The sequence below is a fragment of the Modestobacter sp. SYSU DS0875 genome (assembly GCF_054050915.1).
This window is the reverse complement of the sequence record NZ_JBJHAH010000020.1, coordinates 37,505-58,172: the sequence shown is the minus strand read 5'-3', so window position 1 is coordinate 58,172 and position 20,668 is coordinate 37,505. Positions and strand designations below refer to the sequence as shown.

The 20,668-nt window shown below is 76.3% G+C and carries 19 protein-coding genes and 1 riboswitch; of the genes, 10 read left to right on the top strand and 9 right to left on the bottom strand.

What is annotated here, in order from left to right; all coding sequences use genetic code 11:
• The first annotated feature begins 81 nt into the window (after nucleotides 1-81).
• Nucleotides 82-708 (top strand): hypothetical protein, encoded by a 627-nt coding sequence (locus ACI79Y_RS13430; RefSeq protein ID WP_457158956.1) that lies wholly within the window; start codon nucleotides 82-84, stop codon nucleotides 706-708.
• A 17-nt stretch (nucleotides 709-725) separates the two neighbouring features.
• Here the strand turns inward: ACI79Y_RS13430 and ACI79Y_RS13425 are convergent, their stop codons facing one another.
• The 3 genes from ACI79Y_RS13425 to ACI79Y_RS13415 are packed head-to-tail and all read right to left on the bottom strand — an operon-like array spanning nucleotide 726 to nucleotide 2,320.
• Complete coding sequence (locus ACI79Y_RS13425; RefSeq protein WP_457158955.1) at nucleotides 726-1,256, bottom strand: DUF488 domain-containing protein; 531 nt, start codon at nucleotides 1,254-1,256, stop codon at nucleotides 726-728.
• 5 nt (nucleotides 1,257-1,261) lie between these two features.
• Nucleotides 1,262-1,720 (bottom strand): cupin domain-containing protein, encoded by a 459-nt coding sequence (locus tag ACI79Y_RS13420; RefSeq protein WP_457158954.1) that lies wholly within the window; start codon nucleotides 1,718-1,720, stop codon nucleotides 1,262-1,264.
• Nucleotides 1,721-1,729: 9 nt separating this feature from the next.
• Nucleotides 1,730-2,320 carry a class I SAM-dependent methyltransferase gene (locus ACI79Y_RS13415; protein ID WP_457158953.1) on the bottom strand — a complete coding sequence of 197 codons (591 nt, stop codon included), beginning with the start codon at nucleotides 2,318-2,320 and terminating at the stop codon, nucleotides 1,730-1,732.
• A gap of 107 nt (nucleotides 2,321-2,427) precedes the next feature.
• On the opposite strand from ACI79Y_RS13415, the gene ACI79Y_RS13410 reads away from it, so the two are divergent.
• Together ACI79Y_RS13410 and ACI79Y_RS13405 are read left to right on the top strand one after the other, a co-directional pair.
• Nucleotides 2,428-3,759 (top strand): DNA polymerase IV, encoded by a 1,332-nt coding sequence (locus tag ACI79Y_RS13410; RefSeq protein ID WP_457158952.1) that lies wholly within the window; start codon nucleotides 2,428-2,430, stop codon nucleotides 3,757-3,759.
• A gap of 141 nt (nucleotides 3,760-3,900) precedes the next feature.
• Nucleotides 3,901-4,842 carry a tetratricopeptide repeat protein gene (locus ACI79Y_RS13405; RefSeq protein ID WP_457158951.1) on the top strand — a complete coding sequence of 314 codons (942 nt, stop codon included), beginning with the start codon at nucleotides 3,901-3,903 and terminating at the stop codon, nucleotides 4,840-4,842.
• Between the two features lie 21 nt (nucleotides 4,843-4,863).
• Here the strand turns inward: ACI79Y_RS13405 and thiD are convergent, their stop codons facing one another.
• The 3 genes from thiD to thiM all read right to left on the bottom strand — a co-directional run bounded on the left by thiD (nucleotide 4,864) and on the right by thiM (nucleotide 7,153).
• A complete protein-coding gene (gene thiD, locus ACI79Y_RS13400) occupies nucleotides 4,864-5,697 on the bottom strand; it encodes a bifunctional hydroxymethylpyrimidine kinase/phosphomethylpyrimidine kinase (protein ID WP_457158950.1) in 834 nt (277 codons plus the stop codon).
• Complete coding sequence (gene thiE, locus ACI79Y_RS13395) at nucleotides 5,694-6,359, bottom strand: thiamine phosphate synthase (RefSeq protein WP_457158949.1); 666 nt, start codon at nucleotides 6,357-6,359, stop codon at nucleotides 5,694-5,696. The genes thiD and thiE overlap by 4 nt, the downstream gene beginning before the upstream one ends.
• On the bottom strand, nucleotides 6,359-7,153 hold the full coding sequence (gene thiM / locus ACI79Y_RS13390) for a hydroxyethylthiazole kinase (RefSeq protein WP_457158948.1): 795 nt from the start codon (nucleotides 7,151-7,153) through the stop codon (nucleotides 6,359-6,361). Before thiM ends, thiE begins: the two co-directional genes overlap by 1 nt.
• Nucleotides 7,146-7,239: riboswitch (TPP riboswitch) on the bottom strand. Its footprint overlaps the gene before it by 8 nt.
• 145 nt (nucleotides 7,240-7,384) lie before the next feature.
• Between thiM and ACI79Y_RS13385 the strand changes: the two genes are divergently transcribed.
• The 3 genes from ACI79Y_RS13385 to ACI79Y_RS13375 are packed head-to-tail and all read left to right on the top strand — an operon-like array spanning nucleotide 7,385 to nucleotide 9,874.
• Nucleotides 7,385-7,993: a hypothetical protein gene (locus ACI79Y_RS13385; RefSeq protein ID WP_457158947.1), complete on the top strand. Its 609-nt coding sequence runs from the start codon at nucleotides 7,385-7,387 to the stop codon at nucleotides 7,991-7,993.
• On the top strand, nucleotides 7,990-9,375 hold the full coding sequence (locus ACI79Y_RS13380; protein WP_457158946.1) for a LamG-like jellyroll fold domain-containing protein: 1,386 nt from the start codon (nucleotides 7,990-7,992) through the stop codon (nucleotides 9,373-9,375). Before ACI79Y_RS13385 ends, ACI79Y_RS13380 begins: the two co-directional genes overlap by 4 nt.
• A gap of 46 nt (nucleotides 9,376-9,421) precedes the next feature.
• Nucleotides 9,422-9,874, top strand: a complete 453-nt coding sequence (locus tag ACI79Y_RS13375) for a GNAT family N-acetyltransferase (protein ID WP_457158945.1) — start codon at nucleotides 9,422-9,424, stop codon at nucleotides 9,872-9,874.
• Between the two features lies 1 nt (nucleotide 9,875).
• Here the strand turns inward: ACI79Y_RS13375 and ACI79Y_RS13370 are convergent, their stop codons facing one another.
• On the bottom strand, nucleotides 9,876-11,693 hold the full coding sequence (locus ACI79Y_RS13370) for a DEAD/DEAH box helicase family protein (protein ID WP_457158944.1): 1,818 nt from the start codon (nucleotides 11,691-11,693) through the stop codon (nucleotides 9,876-9,878).
• Between the two features lie 120 nt (nucleotides 11,694-11,813).
• Between ACI79Y_RS13370 and ACI79Y_RS13365 the strand changes: the two genes are divergently transcribed.
• Both ACI79Y_RS13365 and bluB read left to right on the top strand, forming a co-directional pair.
• Entirely contained in the window at nucleotides 11,814-12,647 is an 834-nt protein-coding gene (locus tag ACI79Y_RS13365; protein WP_457158943.1) for an alpha/beta fold hydrolase, read from the top strand.
• Complete coding sequence (gene bluB, locus ACI79Y_RS13360; RefSeq protein ID WP_457158942.1) at nucleotides 12,644-14,380, top strand: 5,6-dimethylbenzimidazole synthase; 1,737 nt, start codon at nucleotides 12,644-12,646, stop codon at nucleotides 14,378-14,380. Before ACI79Y_RS13365 ends, bluB begins: the two co-directional genes overlap by 4 nt.
• Before the next feature lie 22 nt (nucleotides 14,381-14,402).
• Here bluB and ACI79Y_RS13355 read toward each other — a convergent pair whose 3' ends face one another.
• Nucleotides 14,403-15,755 (bottom strand): endonuclease/exonuclease/phosphatase family protein, encoded by a 1,353-nt coding sequence (locus tag ACI79Y_RS13355; protein ID WP_457158941.1) that lies wholly within the window; start codon nucleotides 15,753-15,755, stop codon nucleotides 14,403-14,405.
• A 230-nt stretch (nucleotides 15,756-15,985) separates the two neighbouring features.
• Here ACI79Y_RS13355 and ACI79Y_RS13350 point away from each other — a divergent pair, with 230 nt between their 5' ends.
• A complete protein-coding gene (locus tag ACI79Y_RS13350) occupies nucleotides 15,986-16,831 on the top strand; it encodes a helix-turn-helix domain-containing protein (RefSeq protein ID WP_457158940.1) in 846 nt (281 codons plus the stop codon).
• Between the two features lie 4 nt (nucleotides 16,832-16,835).
• On the top strand, nucleotides 16,836-17,246 hold the full coding sequence (locus ACI79Y_RS13345) for a VOC family protein (protein ID WP_457158939.1): 411 nt from the start codon (nucleotides 16,836-16,838) through the stop codon (nucleotides 17,244-17,246).
• Nucleotides 17,247-17,335: 89 nt separating this feature from the next.
• On the opposite strand, the gene ACI79Y_RS13340 is transcribed toward ACI79Y_RS13345, so the two are convergent.
• Nucleotides 17,336-20,623 carry a DEAD/DEAH box helicase gene (locus ACI79Y_RS13340; protein WP_457158938.1) on the bottom strand — a complete coding sequence of 1,096 codons (3,288 nt, stop codon included), beginning with the start codon at nucleotides 20,621-20,623 and terminating at the stop codon, nucleotides 17,336-17,338.
• Nucleotides 20,624-20,668: the final 45 nt, after the last annotated feature.

Below are 20,668 nucleotides of genomic sequence, written 5' to 3'. Positions count from 1 at the left end.
CCGATCGGGTGATCGGCCTCAAGGTGCCGGCGGAGCTGCCGATCAGTTCCGAGAACGTTCGTTCTCGATGAGGAGTGCCCCATGCTCGGACTGGTCCCTGCCCTGCTCACCAAGGTCGCCTCGGCGGGCCTGGGCGTGAAGCTCACCGCGGGCGCCGCCGCCGTCGTGGTCGCCGGTGGAGGTGCGGCCGCCACCACCCAGGTGGTGCAGTCCGCCTCGGACAGCACGTCGGTGACCGCGCCGGACACGACGGTCGAGGCAGTCACCACCGAGGAGCCTGCCGCGCCCGCCGACCCGATCACCGAGGCCCCCACCACCGAGGCCCCCACCACCGAGGCCCCCACCACCGAGGCCCCGGTCGAGGACGAGTCCCTGGTCACCGAGCCGGCCGTCGACGAGCCCGTCGCTCCCGCGCCCGGCACCGACGAGGACGCCGGGACGTCGCCGAACCACGGTGAGGCGGTCTCCGAGGTGGCCCACCAGAGCTTCGACTCCGGGCGCGAGCACGGTCAGGCCGTCTCCTCGGCTGCCCGGCAGAACGGCGGCGGCAAGAAGGACCCTGCCCCGGCCCCCGCGCCGGCCCCCGCGCCGGCTCCCGCGCCGGCCGAGGAGGCCGCCGAGGTCGCTCCGCAGCAGGCGGTCGTGGAGCAGAACGGCAACGGCAGCGGCAGCGGCAGCGGCAACAACGGGCGCGGCCGCCAGGGCTGACCCCCCGGCCGGCCCGGTCAGGACCGGGCTGGCCAGCGCACCGCGCCGTCGTCCCCGAGCACCGCGCCCTCGGCCGGCCGGTGCGGTGCCAGCCGGCCGTCGGGCATCAGGTGGTGCACCGGTGCCCCGTGCGCCAGGACGGCGACGTCGGCGACGAGTCGCCGGTGGCAGCGCCACCACACGCTCTCGCTGCACATCACCGCGACGACCCGGTCCCCGGCGGCGGTGAGCACCTCGTCCAGCGCCGTCGCGAACTCCGCCGTCCGGGTGTGCGCGGCATAGGCGGCGAACTGCGCCACGGTCCACCAGTCGTCGACGACCGGCCCGTCCGGGGGCAGCCGCCGTCGGCCGCCCAGCCGCGGCTCCCAGCGGTAGGCCACGTCCAGCTCCGGCAGCCAGGCCTCCAGCGCTTCCCGCCGGACGTCGGGGTTCACCCGGCTGCCGGGGAAGCGGCGCACGTCGACCAGCTCGGCGATCCCGGCGGTCCGCAGCCGGTCGCCCAGGCGTGCGCGGTCGTCGGGCCCGTGGCCCACGGTGAGCAGCGGCACGCCGGTCAGTCGCGCAGGTTGAGCTGGTCGTGCCGGAGGGCGAAGGCGTCGATCTCCGCCGTCGTCGGCGTGCGGCCGCCGGCGTGCAGCTCCAGCAGCCCGGTGAAGTAGTCCTCCCGCGGGATGCCCGGGGTGAACAGGATGAGGAACCGGGCGCCGACGTCCGGCCCGACCGACCGGAAGGCGTGCACCCCCGACCGCGGCACGTAGAGCAGGTCCCCGGCGTGCGCGGTCGTCCACTGCCCGTTCGCCAGCACAGCCAGCGAGCCCTCCAGCACGTGGAACGCCTCGCTGAACGTGCGGTGCAGGTGCGGCCCCGGCCCGCTGCCGCCCGGCGGCATGGTCACCTCGAACAGCCCGAAGTCCCCGCGCGTCTGCGCTCCGGTGGCGACGAACCGGGTGCGCCCCGCGGTGGGCTGGTCGTCCCGGCGGGAGAGCGTGGCGGGGTCGGGCAGGTGGGTCATGCCGCCGTCCTACCCCGTCCGCAGCACCGCGACCAGGAAGTCCGACTCCGGCGTGAACGGCCGCAGGTCCCAGGTGGACAGCAGCAGGTCCGGCACGAGCCCGGCGGCCCGGACGTCGTCGAGGAAGTCGTCGAAGGCGTACCCCCGGCCGGCGCCGAAACCGATCGCCGCGCGGCCGCCCTCGGCCAGGTGGGCGGCGAACCGCGCGAGCACCGTGCCGCGGGTGCTGGGGGCCAGGAAGGCCATCACGTTGCCCGCACAGACGATGCCGTCGAAGCGGTCGGGCAGCTCCAGCTCCGCCAGGTCGCCGACCAGCCACCGCGGGCCCGGGTGGTCGGCCTCGGCGGCCGCGATCAGCACCGGGTCGACGTCCACCCCGACCACCTCGTGCCCGGCACCGGCCAGGAACGCCCCCACCCGGCCCGGGCCGCAGCCGGCGTCGAGCACCCGCGCGCCGCGCGGCAGGAACGCGTCGACCAGCCGCGCCTCGCCGGCCAGGTCGGCGCCCTGGGCGGCCATCACCCGGAACCGCTCGGCGTACCGCTCCGAGTGCTCCGGGTCGGCCTGCGTGATCTGCACCCACTGGCTCTGCTCGGTCATGCCCTCGTCGCTCCTCGTGCTCGGTCGGTCGGGGAGATGATGGATCCCCGGGGGAGCAGCCCCGCGGCGGGCCGGCGTGTTCCCGGGCGGAGGGAGGTGGGGACGGCGTGCGGCGCGAAGCGAGCATCCTGCACCTGGACCTCGACGCCTTCTTCGCCGCCGTCGAGCAGCGCGACAAGCCCTCGTTGCGCGGGCGGCCGGTGGTCGTCGGCGGCACCGGCGGCCGCGGCGTCGTCGCCACCGCCTCCTACGAGGCCCGGGCGTTCGGCGCCCGCAGCGCCATGTCCACCGCCGAGGCCCGCCGGCTCTGCCCACCCGGCACCGCTTTCCTCGGCGGCCGGTTCGCCGCCTACCGGCGCACGTCGGAGGTGGTCATGGGCCTGCTCCGCGAGCTCTCCCCGCTGGTGGAGCCGGTCTCCATCGACGAGGCCTACGTCGACCTGGCCGCCGGCGGGCACGACCTGTCCGTCGCCGGCGTCACCACGCTGGCCCGCGACCTGAAGGCCCGCATCGCCGCGGCCACCGGCGGGGTCACCGGCTCGGTCGGCGTGGCCACCTCCAAGTCGCTGGCGAAGATCGGCTCCGAGCTGGACAAGCCCGACGGGCTCACCGTCGTCCCGCCCGGCTCCGAGCTCGAGGTGCTGCACCCGCTGCCGGTGCGCAGCCTGGGCGGGGTGGGCCCGGCCACCGCCGAGCGGCTGGCCAGCATCAAGGTGACCACCGTCGGCGAGCTGCACCGGCTGTCGCTGGTCGACCTGACCAGCCTGGTCGGCCAGGCGCACGGCACCGGCCTCCACCGGCTGGCCCGCGCCGACGACGACCGCCCGGTGGTGGCCGACCGGGAGGCGAAGTCGGTCAGCGCGGAGGAGACCTTCGCCCGCGACCTCACCGACCCCGCGCGGCTGGCGGCGGAGATCGAGGCGCTCGCGGTGCGGGTGGGCACCCGGCTGCAGCGCTCGGGCACCTCCGGGCGCACGGTCACCCTCAAGGTGCGCCGGTTCGACTACTCGACGCTGACCCGTTCCCAGACGCTGGCGCATGCGCTGGACGAGCCGCGGCAGATCGCCGAGGTCGCCCACCGGCTGCTGGCGGGGGTGGACCGCAGTGGTGGGGTGCGGCTGCTCGGCGTCGGTGTCTCGGGGCTGTCGCCCTACGCCCAGGGCGACCTGTTCGCCGAGCGTGACCCGGAACCGGCGGCGCCGGTCGTCGAGCAGGCGCCCGAGCCCGAACCGGTCGAGCACCGGCCCGCGGCCGTGACCTGGTACCCCGGTCAGGACGTCGTCCACGCCGGGCTCGGTGCCGGCTGGGTCTGGGGCAGCGGGCTGAACCGGGTGACCGTCCGCTTCGAGGGACCGCGGACGGCGCCCGGGCCGGTCCGCACCCTGGCCGCCGACGACCCGGACCTCGCCCCCGGCGACCCGCCGGACTGGACCGGCTGAGGCCCGGCTGCAGCACGTGCAGCAGGCGCACAGTGCCGAGGAAGGCCCGGCGGACGGGTGGAACTGGCGGATCCCCCGGACTGGTCAGTCCGGGTGCGCAGGCGGTCGACGGACGGCCGGGAGCCACCCCAGACTGCCCGCATGACCCGGGACGGCGCGGCGGAGGCCGAGATCGACGACCTCATCAACCGTGGCTGCGACCTGGCCGAGGCCGGGGACCACGCAGCCGCGGTGGTCGCGTTCGGCCGGGCCGCCGTGCGCGGCTCGGCGCTGGCCTGGTTCAACCTGGGCAACAGCCTGGCCGAGCTGCGGCGCTGGGACGAGGCGGTGCACGCCTACCAGCGGGCCGCGGCCGACGGTGAGGACGACGCCTGGCTCAACCTGGCGATCGCGTTGTTGCACGTGGAACGGTGGGCCGACGCCGAGGAGGCCGCCCGGGAGGCGCTGGCCGCCGGCGACCGCGCCGCCTGGGCCACCCTCGGCACCGCCCAGCTGGAGCAGGGGCAGTGTGAGGCGGCCCGGGCCGCGTTCCGTCGCGGCGCGGAGCTCGGTGACCCCGACGCCGCCGCCCAGCTGGCCTGGTCGCTGCGCGAGGACGGCGACCTGGCCGACGCGCAGGCCTGGCTGCAGCGGGCCGTCGACGCCGGCGACGCCCACGCGCGGGCCGTGCTGGCCTGCTGGCGGTGGGACGAGACGCGCGACCCGGCGCTGGAGGGCGAGCTGCGGGCCGGCGCCGACCGGCACCCCTCCACCCGGGTCGACCTGGCCGACCTGCTGCGCACCGCCGGCCGGCTGGAGGAGGCGCGCAGCGTGCTCGAGGCCGGGGCGCTGCGCAGCGAGGAGGAGAGCTGGCGACCGCTGGGCAGCCTCCTGGCCGAGGAGTTCGACCACCCGGTCGCGGCCGCGGCCGCCTACCGGGCGGGCATCGACGCCGGCGACCTGCACTGCCACCACGACCTGGGCGTGCTGCTGCTGGACCAGGGCGACGTCGACGGCGCCATCGAGCAGCTGCTGCGCGGGGCCGAGGGCGGCGACCAGCTGGCCGCCCGGGTGCTGCGCCAGGTGCTCGACGCGGAGAGCTGAGCGCTCACCACCAGCCGGCCCTCACCACCAGCCGGCGAAGTGGTGCACCGGGCCGTGCCCGGAGCCGACGCCCAGTGTCTCTCCGGCGGCCAGGGCGGCCTGCAGGTAGTCCCGCGCCCGCTCGACCAGCGACGCCCAGTCCACCGGCCGCCCCGCCTGCTGCTCGCGGGCGGCCAGCGCGGCCAGCGCGGAGGAGAGCGTGCAGCCGGTGCCGTGCGTCGACGTCGTCGCCACCCGCGGGCGCCGGGTCTCGACCACCGCGTCGGCGGTGACCAGCACGTCCGTGCTGAACTCGCGGCCCTCGTCCCCCCCGCCCAGGTGCCCGCCCTTGAGCAGCACCGCGGCCGGCCCCAGCGCCAGCAGCGCCTGGGCCTGGCCGGGCAGCTCGTCGACCGTCGTGGCCGGGGCGACGTCCAGCAGGGCGGCGGCCTCGGGCACGTTCGGGGTGATCAGGTCACTGACCGGCAGCAGGTCGGCGCGCACGGCCGCGACCGCCTCCTCGGAGATCAGCCGGTCACCGCTGGTCGCCACCATCACCGGGTCGCACACCACCGGGCCGCCCGGCCGGTCGGCCAGCGCGGCGGCCACCTCGCGGACCACCTCGGCGGTGCCGAGCATGCCGAGCTTGGTGGCGTGCACCGTCACGTCGGCGAACAGAGTGCGCAGCTGCTCGCCGACGAACTCCGCCGGCACGCCGTGCACGCCGGTGACGCCGCGGGTGTTCTGCGCGGTGAGCGCGGTGAGCACGGTGGTGCCGTAGGCGCCCAGCGCGCTGAACGTCTTCAGGTCGGCCTGGATGCCGGCGCCGCCGCTGGGGTCGGAGCCGGCGACGGTGAGGGCGACGGCGGCGGTCATCGGTCGATCAGCTCCTGGGTCAGGGTGGCCCGCAGCGCGCGGGCGGCGGCCGCGGGGTCGGGGGCGGCGCAGATGCCGGAGACGACGCAGACGCCGTCGACGCCGGTCGCCCGCACCTCGGCGGCGTTCGCGGCGGAGATGCCGCCGATCGCGACGGCGGCGATCCCGCCGGCGTGCGCCCGGGCGGTCAGCGACCGGGTGCCGGCCAACCCGAGCCCCGGGCCGGCATCGGGCTTGGTCGGGGTGGCCCACACCGGGCTGAGCCCCACCACGTCGACCGTGCCCGGCGGCAGGGCCAGCACCCCGTCGAGGTCGGCGTCGCTGCCCACCGAGACCCCGACCAGGGCATCGGTGCCGAGCAGGGTGCGCACCTCGCCGGGCGGGAGGTCGTCCTGGCCGACGTGCACCCCGTCGGCGCCGGCGAGCAGCGCGACGTCGACGGCGTCGTTCACGAACAACCGCACCCGTGGGGTGGGGGCGAGCACCGCCTGGACAGCGCGGGTGAGCGCCAGCAGGTCCCGCCGGCTGGCGGTCTTGTCCCGCACCTGGACGGCGGTCACCCCGCCGGCCACCGCGGCGGCCACCACCTCCGGCACCGACCGGGGTGCGCAGAGCAGGGTGTCGGTGACCAGGTACAGCGTGGGGTCGAAGGCGCGTCGCATCAGGCGGCGCGGACGTCGGCGCGGGTGAGCGCCTCGCCGTCGAGGGCGTCGAGCGCGTCGAGCCACTGCGGGGCGAAGGTGCCCGGCCCGTCGGCGAGGTCGGCGGCGACCTCGGCGGCCAGCGCCACGTGCGCGTGGGCGGCGACGGTGCCCAGCAGCGGGTCGCCGGTGGCGGCGACGTAGGCGGCGGTCAGCGCGCCCAGCGCGCACCCGGCGCCGGTGGTGCGGGTGAGCAGGACCGAGCCGCCGCCGACGCGCAGCGTGCGCTCACCGTCGGTGACGACGTCGACCGGACCGCTGACCGCCACCACCCCGCCGGTGCGCCGGGCCAGGGAGGCGGCGACCTCCACGGCGTCGTCGGGGGCGGCGGTGCTGTCGACACCGCGTCCGCCGGCCCCGGCACCGGCCAGGGCGAGCACCTCGGAGGCGTTGCCGCGGACGACCGTGGGCCGCAGCTCGACCAGGTCGGCGGCGAGGGCGGTGCGGAACCCGAGCCCCCCGACGGCGACCGGGTCGAGCACCCACGGGGTCCCCGCCTCGCCGGCGGCACGAGCGGCCAGGCGCATCGCGTCGGCGGTCCGCTGGGAGACGGTGCCCACGTTGACCAGCACCGCGGAGGCGACGGCGGCGAACTCGCCGGCCTCGGCCGGGTCGTCGACCATCGCCGGGGCCGCGCCCACGGCGAGCAGCGCGTTGGCGGTGATCGTCTGCACCACGGTGTTGGTGAGGCAGTGCACCAGGGGTGCGGTGTCGCGCAGCGCCTCGCGGGCGGTGCGCAGGGAGATGGCGTCCACGCGGTGACATCCCTTCGCCAGTGCGAACTGGAGCAGGTTCGACGGGTGTGATCTCAGTCCCGGGCGGGACACCCCGTGTCAGGACTCCGACGCTAACACCGGTCCTCGACCCCGTTCACCCGGCGGAGTGAGGAGGTGGCCGCACGCCTGTCTCTCCAGCGTCGACGTCCTTACTGTCCGGGTTCAGACGACCGCGCACCGTGCGGCGTCCCGAACCCGCGGAGACCCCGGATGCGCAGCCTTCTCCTCCGGCACGGCCGGGCCAGGCACGGCGTGGTCGGCTGCGCGGTGGCGGCGCTGGCGCTGGCCACCGCCCTGGTCTGGCAGTCCTCGTACGCCGGGTTCACCGCGACCACTCCGGCCCACGCCCTGCCCACGATCAGCACCGGGACGGTCACGCTGACCGACGACGACGCCGAGGGCACGCTGTTCACCGTCGACGGGCTGAAGCCGGGGGCGAGCGACCGGCGGTGCATCGTGGTGACCTCCCAGGGCACTCTCCCGGCGACCGTCCGCCTCTACGTCACCGGTGTGTCCAGCCGCAAGGGCCTCGCCGACCACCTGCGGCTGACCGTGCGCTCGGGCACCGGCGGGACCTTCGCCGGCCCGGGGGGTTCGGGCTGCTCGTCCTTCCGCTCCCAGAACACCGTGTACGACGGGACGCTCAGCGCCTTCCCCGCCGACGACTGGGCGAGGGGTCGGGGCGGCTGGGACACCACGGGCACCTCCGCCGAGCAGCGGACCTACGAGGTCAAGTACACGCTGCCTGCGGGCACGCCGCTGACCGTCCAGGGTGGGTCGGCCACCGCGACTCTCGTCTGGGAGGCGCACAGCCGATGACGCAGCACACCCGTCGGCCGTCGCTGGCCGCCCGTGCCCTCACCCTGCTGGCCCGCACGACGCTCGGGGTCCTGGTCCTCCTGCTGCTGGCCTCCGTGCTGCCGGTCGTTGCCGGGTGGCAGTCGACCGTGGTGATGTCGGGGTCGATGTCGCCGGCCGTCGAGGCCGGTGACGTCGCCGTCGTCCGCCCCGTCGACATCCCCGAGCTCACTCCCGGTCAGGTCCTGCTGGTCGACGACCCCGACTCCCCGGGGCAGCTCCGGCTGCACCGCCTCGTGGCGGTGGAGTCCGGCGGGTTGCGCCTGCGGGGCGACGCCAACCCGCAGCCGGACGGGACGCTGGTCGACCCGGCTGCCGTGCACGGTGTCGGGACGCTCCGGCTGCCCTCCTTGGGCCTGCCGGTCCTGTGGGCCGCCGAGGGCCGCTGGCTGCCGCTCGGCGCGACAGCACTCGGCCTGGCCGGGCTGCTTGCGGTGGCCCGCCTCCACCGCTCAGCCGGGGCGCAGCCCCGCCCGCCCGGTGCCGGCGGCGCCGGCCGCGGGGGCCGGCGCCCGCTGCGGTCCCGGCGGGGGCGGGCTGCCGCGGCAGCTGCCGGCGCCGCACTGCTGGTCGCGGCCTGGCCGGGTACCGCGGGCGCGGTGTTCACTGCGAGCACCGCGAACCACGCCAACGCCTTCACCGCCGCCCGGTACTTCTCCTGCGCGGGAGCCGGGGCAGCCGCCCCGGGGTACTTCCCGCTGCAGGAGACCAGCGGATCGGTGGCCTACAACAGCGGCACCGCCGGCTCGGTGGCCAACGGCCGGTACGCCGGGACCGTCTACAGCTCCTCGAGCGGCCCGGCGGGCTGCGGCGCCAACGGCACCCGGGCGATCCAGCTCGACGGCCGCGGGCAGATGTACACCTCGTACCCGATCACCAACCCGCAGACCTTCACGGTCCAGCTCTGGTTCCGCACCACCACCGGCCAGGGCGGCAAGCTGGTCGGCTTCGGCAACGGGACGAACGGGGACCAGTCCAGCGCCTACGACCGGCACGTCTACATGACGAACACCGGTCGGCTCGTCTTCGGCGTCTACAACGGGACGATCGCCACGGTCACCTCGCCGCGCCCCTACAACGACGGCGCGTGGCACCTGATGACCGCGACGCTGTCACCGGGCAACGGGATGCGCCTGTACGTGGACGGCGAACTGGTGGGCGCGCGGACCGGGGTCTCCGCGGAGAACTTCACCGGCTACTGGCGCATCGGCTTCGACAACATCAACACCTGGCCGGACGCCCCCACCAGCTACTGGTTCACGGGCTCGCTCGCGCACGCCAGCTTCCACCTGTCGGAGATGTCGGCGAACGAGGTCGCCGCGCAGTACGCCGCCGGCAGCTGACCAGGCCGCCCGAGCTGCGCCCGCGGGGGACCGGCACCATGCCCTGGTGACCGACGCCCCCGTGATGCGCACCGCCCGCTTCGCCGAGCTGACCCCGGCCGAGCTCTACGGGATCCTCCGGCTACGGGTCGACGTCTTCGTCGTCGAGCAGGCCTGCCCCTATCCGGAGCTGGACGGCCGGGACACCGAGCCCACCACGCAGCACCTCTGGTTCGAGGACGTCGACGGCGCGGTGCTGTCGACGATCCGGGTGCTGCACAACGGCGGGGACCGGGCGATCGGCCGGGTCGCCACCGCGATCGGCGCCCGGGGTCGCGGGCTGTCCGCCCGGTTGATCGAGCGGGGCATCGAACTGTGCGAGGGCCGCACCATCGACATCGGCGCGCAGGCGTACCTGGAGGGCTGGTACGAGCGGTTCGGCTTCCGCCGGTCCGGCCCGGACTACGACGAGGACGGCATCCGGCACCTGCCGATGCGGCTGCCCGGCCCGTCGAACTGAGTCAGTCGTTCCCGGTCAGCGAGGCGGCGGGCAGCCAGTCGGCGTCCAGCAGCTCGGCGATCTGCTGCAGCCCGGCGGTGTCCCCGCCCGCGGTGGACCCGGTGACCGCCAGGCGCTCGACCATCACCCGGGCGACGTCCTCCTCGACGGTGTCGGCGGCGAACGCGACCCGCCACGGCGACACCTGGTGGTCGCGGTGGGTGCGGCCGGTGACCTGCCGGGCGGCGATGCCGGAGAACCGGGGCTGGTGGAACAGCCCCACCCGCGGGGTGGTCGAGGCGACGAGGCCGCCGGGCAGCTGCTCGCCGGCGTGCAGGCTGATCGACGCCGTCACGGTGAACACGCACACCGGCGCCTCGCCGGTCTGGAACCGCAACCGCTCGGCCTCGACGTCGAAGCGGTCCCGGCCGTAGATCCCGGCGACGGCGATCCCGCCGTCCAGCAGCGCCTCGCGGATCGGGTCGGCGGCGGTCTCCACGAACTCCACCGACACGGCGACCTGCCGCCCGGCCTCCACCTGCGCCGTCACCCAGTCGACGGTGGCCGCGGCCCGGATCAGCCCGGCCTTCTGCCGGAAGCGCAGCAGCGCCGCCCGGCCGCGGGCGGTCTCCCGCTTCCGGCGGGCCAGCTGCATCTCGGCGCGGAACTCCGACCACTCCGCCTCGTACTGCGCGCGCTCGGCCGGGGTCAGCTGGACCGGGGTGCCGGTGACCGACACCGGCCCCCACGGCGCGGGCCGGTGCAGGGTGGCCGGCGGGTCGGTGTCGGCCAGCCAGCTGCGCAGCCGGGCGAGGTCGGCGCGGCGCTCGTCGGCGTCCTCGGTCCACGCCCAGCCGTAGCGGCCACGTTCCACGTGGAACCCGTGCGCGGCGAGCCGGGCAGGCAGGTCGGCCCACTCCCGCAGCGGCTCGCCGTGCAGCGTGGCGAAGTGCGGCGCCAGGTACGGCAGCTCGAGCGGGGTGTGCGCCGGCGTCGCCGTCGCGAGCAGCACGAACGGGGCGTCCTTGACCCGGCCGCTGCCGGAGACCGCCTTCCAGTGCTTCCACCGCTGGGTCGTCGTGTGCCGGACCATGTGCGCCTCGTCGGCGACGACGACGTCGAAGCCGTGCCCGGTGGCCTTCGTCGCGGCGGCCACCTTGCCCAGCCGGTCCCAGGTGGTCACGCACCAGCGCAGGCCCTGCCCATCCGGTGCAGCGCCCCCGAACGCGCCGATGGAGCGCGCCCAGTGCGGCACGGTGATCGCCGCCGGGCGGTCGGCGACGACCAGCACCCGCCGCACCGGGCGCTGGGTGGCCGCGCGCTGCTCGGCGATCTGCCGGACGGCGAGGACGGCGGTGCCGGTCTTCCCCACCCCGGGGTCGTCGCCGAGCAGGAACATCCGCCCACCGGCCGCCGCGTGTGCCGCGATCACGCCCGCACCGGTGACCTGCTGCTCCCGCGGGGTCATCGGCCGGCCGGCCGGCAGCGGGCGGGGGACGGCGTTGAGCTCGTCCTCCAGGTACCGCTCCAGGCTGTGCGGCGGCGGGTCGTAGGGCTGCAGCGCCGCGGGCAGCGCGGCACCGACGTACACGTGCGCCGAGAGCCCGGCGTGCCAGCTCGCCCCGGGCGCGGGAGCCCGGAAGGGGACGGCGAGCACCCACACCCGCTCCCCCGGCCCGGCCACCGGCAGCTCCGGCGCTGCCTTCTTCGGGGCTGCCTTCCGGGCGGCCGCCGTGCGGGCCGGGGCCGCCTTCCGTGTGGGGGCGGCCTTCCGGGTGGTCGTCGTCCGGGCGGTGGTGCTGGTGGACGAGCGGGTGGCACGCCGGCGGCGTCCGGGCACGGGGATCTCCTCGCAGCGGTGGTGCAGTGAGCCCGTCGACGGTAGGTGCGGGCACCGACGATCCGGTGCAGTGACATGGGCTGGGCGCACGATCACCGGCTCATCTGATGGGATCGGGGCATGACCGACCCGAACCGGCTGGCGGCCCGCACGCTCGGCGACACCGGGCCCCGGGTGGTCTTCGTGCACGGCCTCTTCGGCCAGGGGCGCAACTGGACGACGATCGCCAAGGCCCTGGCCGACGACGGCCACCGGGTCACCCTGCTCGACCTGCCCAACCACGGGCACTCGCCGTGGACCGACCGGGTCGACTACGGCGACATGGCCGAGTTCGTCGCCGCCGAGCTCGCCCTGCTCGGCGAGCCGGTCACCCTGGTCGGGCACTCCATGGGCGGCAAGGTGGCGATGCAGCTGGCGCTGCGCTGGCCGGAGCTGCTGCGCGCCCTCGTCGTCGTCGACATCGCCCCGGTCGACTACCCGGAGACCGGCGGGCGCACCGAGGACCCGGACGAGGAGGCCTCGCCCTTCGCGGCGTTCATCGCCGCCATGCAGGCGGTGGACGTCGACGCGCTGGAGACCCGCGAAGACGCCGACCGGGCGCTCCGTGAGGCGGTGCCGAGCACGATGGTCCGGTCCTTCCTGCTGCAGAGCCTGGTCCGCGACGGGCAGGAAGGCTGGAGGTGGCGGCTGAACCTGGAGACCCTCGCCCGCGACCTGGGTGAGCTGCGGCGCTTCCCCGAGCCCGAGCCGAGAGCGACCTACGACGGCCCGGTGCTGTGGATCGCCGGGGCGAACTCGCACTACGTGCTGGACTCCGACCGGCCGCGGATGGACGAGCTCTTCCCCGCCACCCGGCTGGTGCGGGTGAAGAACGCCGGGCACTGGGTGCACTCCGAGCAGCCCGAGGTCTTCCTGGAGACCGTGCGGCGGTTCCTGCAGCAGGTCGAGCGATGACGACCTGGCCCCGCCCGGTTCCGCTGATCGGCGACGGCACCGCCGCGTCCGAGCGGGCCGCCGACCCGACCGGCTGGGCGCTCCCCGAGGCCGACCGCGCCGGGCTGTACCGCGCCATCGGCGCCCGGCGCGACGTCCGCCGCTACCGGCCCGACCCGGTGCCCGACGACGTGCTCACCCGGGTGCTCACCGCCGCGCACCAGGCGCCGTCGGTGGGGCACAGCCAGCCGTGGCGGTTCGTGGTGGTCCGCGACCCGGCGGTCCGCGACCGGGCCGCCGTGCTCACCGACCGGGAGCGGCTCCGCCAGGCCGCCCAGCTGGAGCCCGAGGCCGGCGCCCGGCTGCTGGACCTGCAGCTGGAGGGCGTGCGCGAGGCGCCGCTGGGCGTCGTCGTCTGCTGCGACCGCCGGACGCCGGCGGCCGGGGTGCTCGGCCGCGCCACCTTCCCCGACGCCGACCTGTGGAGCTGCGCCGCCGCGATCCAGAACCTGTGGCTGGCCGCCCGCGCCGAGGGGCTCGGCCTGGGCTGGGTGACGCTGTTCCGCCCCGAGGAGCTCGGTGAGCTGCTCGCGCTGCCCGACGGTGTGGTCACCCTCGGCTGGCTGTGCCTGGGCTGGCCGGACGAGCGGCCGCCCGCACCGGGCCTGGAGCGGGCCGGCTGGTCGCGCCGGCAGCCGCTGGCCGACGTCGTCCTCACCGACCGCTGGCCGGCCGCCGACGCGGCGCCCCCACCGAACCGGCTGCGCAGCCCGGCGCCGGCCGCCGTCGTCGGCGCCCGTGACCAGGCCGACCGGCTGCTCACCCCGCCCGGGTCGCTGGGCGTGCTCGACCGGGCGGTCGACCGGGCCGTCGCGCTGGGCCGCACCGAGCTGACCGGCGGCACGCTGCTGCTCGCCGCCGCCGACCACCCGGTCACCGCGCACGGCGTATCGGCGTTCCCGGTCGCGACCACCCGGGACATCACCGCCGCCGCGGTGGCCGGGCAGGCGCTGGGCGCGACCGCCGCGCGGTCGGCCGGGCTGGACGTCGTGGTCGTGGACGCCGGGGTGCAGGGCGCCGCGGTGCCCGGGGCGCTGGACGTCCGGACCGCCGGGCCGCGCGGGGACCTGGTGGCCGGGCCGGCGATGACCGCCGACGACGCCGCGGAACTGCTCGCCGCCGGCCGCCGGCTGGGCGCCGCGCACGGGCCGGCGACCGGGCTGGTCGCGCTCGGTGAGGTCGGCGTGGGCAACACGACGGTCGCCGCGGCGCTGGCCGCCGGCCTGCTCGGGCTGGCCCCGGACGAGGTCGTGGGGCTGGGGGCGGGCGCGGACTCGGCGATGGTCGAGCGCAAGCGGGCCGTGGTCGCCGCGGCGCTGGACCGGGCCGGCGCCCGGCTCGACCCGCTGACCGCGCTGACCGCGCTGACCGAGCTCGGCGGCCCGGAGCTCGCCGTCCTCGCCGGCGCGGTGCTCGGGGCGGCCGAGGCCGGGGCGGTCGTCGTGGTCGACGGGTTCGCCACCTCGGTGGCCGCGCTGGTCGCCGTCGGCCTGGAGCCGGCCGCGCAGTCGGCGCTGGTGGCCGGGCAGCGCAGCCGGGAGCGCGGGCACGAGCTGGTGCTGCACGCGCTCGGCGTCGAGCCGCTGCTGGACCTGCGGCTGCGGGCCGGGGAGGGCGTCGGCGCGGTGCTCGCCGCCGGGCTGCTGCGGCAGGGGCTCACCCTCCGCCGGGAGACCGCCCGCGTCGATCGCTGAGCAGCCTCCCGGACGGCGCGGGTCAGCGGTGGTGCCCGCCGCCCCGCAGGGCGAGGTCCACCCAGACCATCCGGTGGTCGGAGCTGGGGAACCCGTTGGTGAACTGCGGGTCGTAGACCCCGGTGAGCCGGGACAGCGGGTCCGCCGACGACGGCCAGAAGACCCCGGCGTCGCAGACCTGGAGCCGCCTTGACGGCAGCACGTGGTCGACGCGGAGGTTGCCCGGGCCGTCGACCCCGTCGGCGAAGTCGGCGGTGTCGAGGGCCGGGTCGCCGTCGTGTTCGAGGTTGGCCCCACCCTGCAGGGCCGCCGCCTCGGCCGCCCCCTCGCTGGTGGGCTGCGGATCCTGGACCTGCCGGAGCCCGATCACCTGGTCGGCCGCGCCGGGCAGGCCGTTGCCGTCGTCGGCCGGGTCGGCGTTGAGGTCACCCATGACCACGAACCGGTCGCGCGGGTGCAGGCCGCCGGTTCCCCCCTGGTCGTCGTAGATGTAGGAACCCTTGCCGGGGGTGACGTAGTCGGCCCAGAACCGGATCTCGTCCGCGTTGCGCAGCCCGTTGCGGTCCTCCGGCCCGTCGAAGGTCGGCGGGGTGGGGTGGCTGGCCAGCACGTGCACGGTGCGCCGGCCGATCCGCACCGGGACGTCGACGTGGTTCTTGCTGGACAGCCGGAAGACGTCCAGCTCCTCGGCGGAGTAGAAGTCCGCCGGCTCGGGGGTGGCCGGGTCGTCGGGCAGCCGGGCACCGGGCATGTCCGCCCACTGGAACTCCTGGAAGGTGCGCACCTCGTCGGTGTCGATCGGGTGCTTCGACAGCACCGCGAAGGCGTACTGGCCGGGGAAGGTGCCGAAGCCGAACGAGTCTTCCCCGTAGGCCTGCCCCTCCGTGCCCACCGTGCCGTCGTCGTTCAGGTCGAAGCCGCTGGCGACGCCGGTGTTCGACGCGAACACCATCGCGTACGGGTACTCGATCGGCTCGGCCTCCTCCCCCGCCGGGCCCTGGCCGACGGCGAGGAAGTTCTCCTGGAACCGCTCCAGGGCCAGCCCCTCGGCGTCGTGGTCGAACTCGTTCAGCAGCAGCACGTCGGGCCGCTGCCGCTGGACGACCTCGGCGACGTTGCGCACCTCGACGTCCTGCGCCTCGTCGTCGGCGTCGGCCAGGTCGTCGGCCAGCTCGCCCTCGGTGGTGCGGAACATCGAGACGTTGTAGGTGGCGAAGCGCACCGGCTCGGCGTCGCGGCCGTGGCCGTGGCCGTGGCCGTGGCCGCCCGAGCCCGCGGCCGCTGGACCGGCGGTGACCAGCGGGACGGCGAGGGCCGCCGCGAGAGCCAGGGCGCCGGCGGAGGCGCGCGGTGCGCTGAGGCGGGACGGGTGCACGAGGACCTCCGAGGGGTGGTGGGACGCCGCGGGAGGGGCCGGCGCTGACCGACACGGTGCGAGGAGAGGATGGCGGCCCGGCGCCTGCCACGGCGACCGCAGGCGACGGGACCGCGAACCCCGGGTTGCCGGCGGCGTGGCGGTGACGGAGCGCAGGTCGGCGTACCCGCGCGCCTCCGCGGGCGTCCTGGCGGCTGGAGGAACCGGGGTGTCGCTGCGATCCTCGGACCGTGACCAGCGAGTTCCTCGCCCACCGGCCGCACCCGGCGCTGCGCGGGCTGGTCGCCGAGGCCACCGGGTACCGGCAGGAGGGGCTGGCGCCCGGGCTGCACCGCGGGCTGCCGTCCCCCACCCTCACGTTCGTCGTCACCCTCGACGACCCGCTGGAGCTGGCGGCCCACCCGGACCCGCGCCAGGCGCCCGGCAGCTACGCGGCGCTGGTCGGCGGGCTGCACACCGCGCCCGCGCTGATCCGCCACCCGGGGCGGCAGGCCGGCGTCCAGTTCGCGCTGACCCCGCTGGGCGCCCGTCGGCTGCTCGGGGTGCCCGCCGGTGCGCTGGCGTCCCTGGACTGCCCGGCCGAGGACGTCCTCGGCCCGGATGGAGTCGAGCTGGTCGAGCGGTTCCGGGCGGCGCCCGACTGGCCGGCCCGGTTCGTGGCCCTGGAGCGGGTGCTGCTGCGCCGGGTGCGCCCGGACAGCGCGCCGGCACCGGAGGTCACCGAGGCCTGGCGGCTGACCGTCGCCTCCGGTGGGCGGCTGCGGGTCGCCGACGTCGCCGGGCGGGTCGGCTGGTCCGAGCGCCACCTGCTCACCCGGTTCCGCGCCGAGACCGGGCTGACCCCCAAGGAGGCTGCCCGCGTGGTCCGGTTCTCCCGTGCTCGCCGGGCGCTGCAGGCCCGGGCGGGGGCGGACCGGCCGCTGGACCTCGCCGGCCTGGCCGCGGCCGGCGGCTTCGCCGACCAGGCGCACCTGACCCGGGAGTGGCGGGCGTTCTCCGGGCTGCCGCCGTCGCGCTGGCTGGCCGAGGAGTTCGGATACGTCCAAGACGGCCGCCCGCCCGAGTCGACAATCTGAGTGCATGACCGACACGACTCCCCCGCCCACCGTCTGGCCCGCCTTCCGGGCCCGCGACGCTCGCGCCGTCATCCGCTTCCTGGTCGATGCCCTCGGGTTCGAGGAGACCCTGGTCGTCGCCGACGGTGACCACGTGGTGCACGCCGAGCTGTCCTGGCCGCCCGGCGGCGGGGTGATGCTCGGCTCGGTGCGCGACGTGCCCGGCGACCCGTGGCTCGCGCAGCCCGGCACCGCCGCCGCCTACCTGGTCACCGACGACGCCGACGCGGTGCACGCCCGCGCGCTCGCCGCCGGGGCGGAGGTCGTGCAGCAGGTGCACGACACCGACCACGGCGGCCGCGAGTTCGCCGTCCGCGACCCGGAGGGCAACCTGTGGAGCGTCGGGACCTACCGCGGCCAACCGCGGCGGAGCTGATCCGTTGGGCGGGCCGGGTCGAGCCGGTGGACCTGATGGGGAGCCGTGCCGTGACGCGGCTCCCCATCAGGCGGAGCGGGTCACGCCGATCACCCGAACAGGCCCCGGACGTCGTCGGCGGTGAGTGCTCCGGAGGCGAGCGCGCCGTCGTCGACGACCTTCTCGAACAGCGCCGACTTCCGTGCCTTGAGCTCCATCACCTTCTCCTCGATCGTGCCGACCGCCACCAGCCGGTAGACGATCACCGTCTTGTCCTGGCCGATCCGGTGCGCCCGGTCGACGGCCTGCGCCTCGCTCGCCGGGTTCCACCAGGGGTCGAGCACGAACACGTAGTCGGCCTCGGTGAGGGTCAGCCCGAACCCGCCGGCCTTGAGGCTGATCAGGAACACCGGCGCGCCACCGGTGCGGAAGGCCTGGACGACGGCGTCGCGGTCGCGGGTGCGGCCGTCCAGGTACTCCCAGCCGATGCCCTCGGCGGTCAGCCGGTCGCGGATGCTGCGCAGGAAGCGGGTGAACTGGCTGAACACCAGCACCCGGTGGCCCTCGGCGACCACCGCGCGCACGTGCTCGAGGAAGGCGTCGGCCTTGCTGGCGGGGACGTCGGCGTAGGCCGGGTCGACCAGCGCCGGGTCCAGGCTCAGCTGCCGCAGCAGGGTCAGCGACCGGAAGATCGTCATCCGGTTCTTCGACATGTCCTCGACCAGGCCGAGGACCTTGATCCGCTCCCGCTGCAGGTGGGTCTGGTAGAGCTTCTCGTGCCGCGGGTTGAGCACCACCTCGAGCACCTGCTCCTGCTTGGGCGGCAGGTCGGCGGCGACCATCTCCTTGGTCCGCCGGCGCACCAGCGGGCGGATCCGGCGGCGCAGCACGGCCAGCTTCTCGGCGTCGCCGTCCCGCTCGATCGGGATCCGGTACTGCTCGGTGAACCGCTGCGGGTCGGGGAAGAGCCCGGGCGCGACGATCGACATCAGCGCCCACAGGTCCATCACGCTGTTCTCCAGCGGCGTGCCGGTCAGCGCCAGCTTCACCGGGGCCTGCAGCCGCCGGGCGCACTGGTAGGTGCGGGCCTGGTGGTTCTTCACGAACTGCGCCTCGTCGAGCACCAGCCCGCGCCACGGCAGCTCGGTCCAGGCGTCCTCGTCGATCCGGAACAGCGCGTACGAGGTGACGACGACGTGCGCGCCGGCCACCCGGTCGCGCAGGGCCCTGCCCCGCTTGCGCTCGGTCTCCTCGACGGTCACCACCCGCAGGCCCGGGGCGAACCGGGCCGCCTCCCGGGCCCAGGTGGGCACCACGCTGGTCGGCGCCACCACCAGCACCGGCGCGTCATCGAGGTCGCCGGTCTCGTGCGCGCGGACCAGCAGCGCCAGGGTTTGCAGGGTCTTGCCCAGCCCCATGTCGTCGGCGAGCACCCCGCCCAGCCGGTGCTCCCAGAGGAACGACAGCCAGCCGTACCCCTCGTGCTGGTACGGGCGGAGCTCGGCGGCCAGCCCGGCCGGGACGGGCGGTGGTTCGGCGTGCTCGAGGTCGAGCAGCCCGCGCACCTCGCGGGTCCACCGCTCGCTCTGCTCCTCGACCACCCCGAGCCCGAGCAGCTGCTCCCACAACCCGGCCTGGAAGCGGCTGACCTTCACGCCGTCGCCCGGCACGTCCTGCAGCGCGCGGGCCTCCTCGATGAGCAGCCGCAGCTGCTCGAACTCCGGCCGCTGCAGGGAGAAGTACGTGCCGCTGAGCAGCACCAGCCGGGTGCGCCCGGCGGCGAGGGCCTTGTAGAGCGTCTCGAACGGCACGCTCTGGCCGTCGACGCTCACCGAGACGCCCAGGTCGAACCAGTCGGACTCCCGGCTGTCGCGCGTGGTGAAGCTGATCTGCGGCGCCGCGGTGTTCGGCCGGTAGTCGGGCGGGCTGCCGACCAGCGTGACGTCGACGTCGGGCGCGGCCTGCAGCGCGGGCAGCACCTCGGTGGTGAACTCCAGCGCCTCCACCCCGGCCAGCTCCACCGCATCGGCCAGCCGGCGCCCCGGCGTCCACAGCTCGGGGAGCCCGGCGACCGGTTCGGGCAGTTCGTCCAGCAGCCGCTGCTCGGCCACCGGGTCGCGCCCGGAGCCCGGCACGGCGGCCTCCTCGCCGGTGGGCAGCGGGAAGGCGCGGTCGGCGCCGTAGCGGACCGTCCAGGCCACGCAGACCATGGCGTCCCCGGGGTAGCGGACCTCGACGGCCAGCCGCGGCCGGGGCACCTCCGGCAGGGCGACCGAGCCGTCGCCGGAGATCACCGGGACCGCCTGCCGCAGCCCGGGGTACCAGTCGCGCAGGAAGCGGTCGACGTCGCCGGGCGGGATGTCGATGCCACCGCCGCGGGCCACCAGCCCGGCCAGCACGGGCGGCACCGGCCGGTCCAGGCGGGCCAGCACCAGCCCGGGGACGTCGCCGTCGGTGCCGACGGGGCCCTCCACCGACACCCCGTGCGGGGGCATCCCGAGGAAGGACAGCCGGCCGGGGTCGGCCGTGCGGCCGTCGACCTGCAGCACGGCCGACAGCTCGGTGCGCTCGCCGTCCCGGCGCAGGTCGACGGCGACGTCCGCCGGCGTCTGCGCGAGCACCACCGGCCGGGCCGCCCGGTCGGCGGTGACCAGCGGGACGCCGTCGGCCACGGCCTCGGCCAGCAGCCGCCACAGCCCCGGGCCGAACTCGTGCAGGTACACGTCGGCCGGGGCGTAGGACCAGTACTGGTTGCGGGCCGCCTGGTGGGTGGCGTGCAGCGCGCGCATCGCGGCGAGGTGCGCCGGGTCCCAGCCGGCCTGGGTGCTGTCGTACTGCAGCTGCCGCCACGAGACGCCGCTGCGCACCCACTGCCCGCGCTTGCCGGGCACCACCGGCCGCAGCCGGATCAGCCGCTGCCGGGTGCCCGGTGCGGCGACCGACGCGCGCCCCCGGCCGGGTTCGGGCGCGACCAGCTCGAACTGCAGCCCGATCGGCACGGTGGCCGGTGCGGGCCGGCCAGCGGCGCTCACCAGCTCGGTGAGCTCCTGCTCCCAGGTGCGCGCGGCGGGGCGCCCCGGGCGCGGTCCGCCCGACGCGCGCTGGATGTCCGGCCGCAGGTGCAGCAGCACGGCCACCGCGTGCTTGCAGTCGTCGCCTACCGGGCAGGTGCAGGCCGCGGCCCAGCCGACCCGGCCGCCCTCGGTGCGCACCACCGTCGTGCGGTAGGGCTCCGGCGCTCCGCCCTGGACCAGTCCGGTGACCCGCCGGGCGTCGTCGGCCACCCGGACGTCGAGCACGGCGCGGGCCGCGTACGGCCGGGCCCGGTCGACCACGTGCTTGCCGACGGCGTCGGCCAGTGCCGCGTCGGTGACCATCTCCCGCCAGTCCCCGAGCACCCGACCAGGCTACGACCGACCCCCGACAGGGCGTCCCCGGTCGCG

Bases quoted from the DNA above. Each gene is read 5' to 3' on its own strand.
- ACI79Y_RS13430 (WP_457158956.1), top strand. From the start codon at position 82: ATGCTCGGACTGGTCCCTGCCCTGCTCACCAAGGTCGCCTCGGCGGGC.
- ACI79Y_RS13420 (WP_457158954.1), bottom strand. From the start codon at position 1,720: ATGACCCACCTGCCCGACCCCGCCACGCTCTCCCGCCGGGACGACCAG.
- ACI79Y_RS13415 (WP_457158953.1), bottom strand. From the start codon at position 2,320: ATGACCGAGCAGAGCCAGTGGGTGCAGATCACGCAGGCCGACCCGGAG.
- ACI79Y_RS13405 (WP_457158951.1), top strand. From the start codon at position 3,901: ATGACCCGGGACGGCGCGGCGGAGGCCGAGATCGACGACCTCATCAAC.
- thiD (WP_457158950.1), bottom strand. From the start codon at position 5,697: ATGACCGCCGCCGTCGCCCTCACCGTCGCCGGCTCCGACCCCAGCGGC.
- thiE (WP_457158949.1), bottom strand. From the start codon at position 6,359: ATGCGACGCGCCTTCGACCCCACGCTGTACCTGGTCACCGACACCCTG.
- ACI79Y_RS13385 (WP_457158947.1), top strand. From the start codon at position 7,385: ATGCGCAGCCTTCTCCTCCGGCACGGCCGGGCCAGGCACGGCGTGGTC.
- ACI79Y_RS13380 (WP_457158946.1), top strand. From the start codon at position 7,990: ATGACGCAGCACACCCGTCGGCCGTCGCTGGCCGCCCGTGCCCTCACC.
- ACI79Y_RS13365 (WP_457158943.1), top strand. From the start codon at position 11,814: ATGACCGACCCGAACCGGCTGGCGGCCCGCACGCTCGGCGACACCGGG.
- bluB (WP_457158942.1), top strand. From the start codon at position 12,644: ATGACGACCTGGCCCCGCCCGGTTCCGCTGATCGGCGACGGCACCGCC.
- ACI79Y_RS13345 (WP_457158939.1), top strand. From the start codon at position 16,836: ATGACCGACACGACTCCCCCGCCCACCGTCTGGCCCGCCTTCCGGGCC.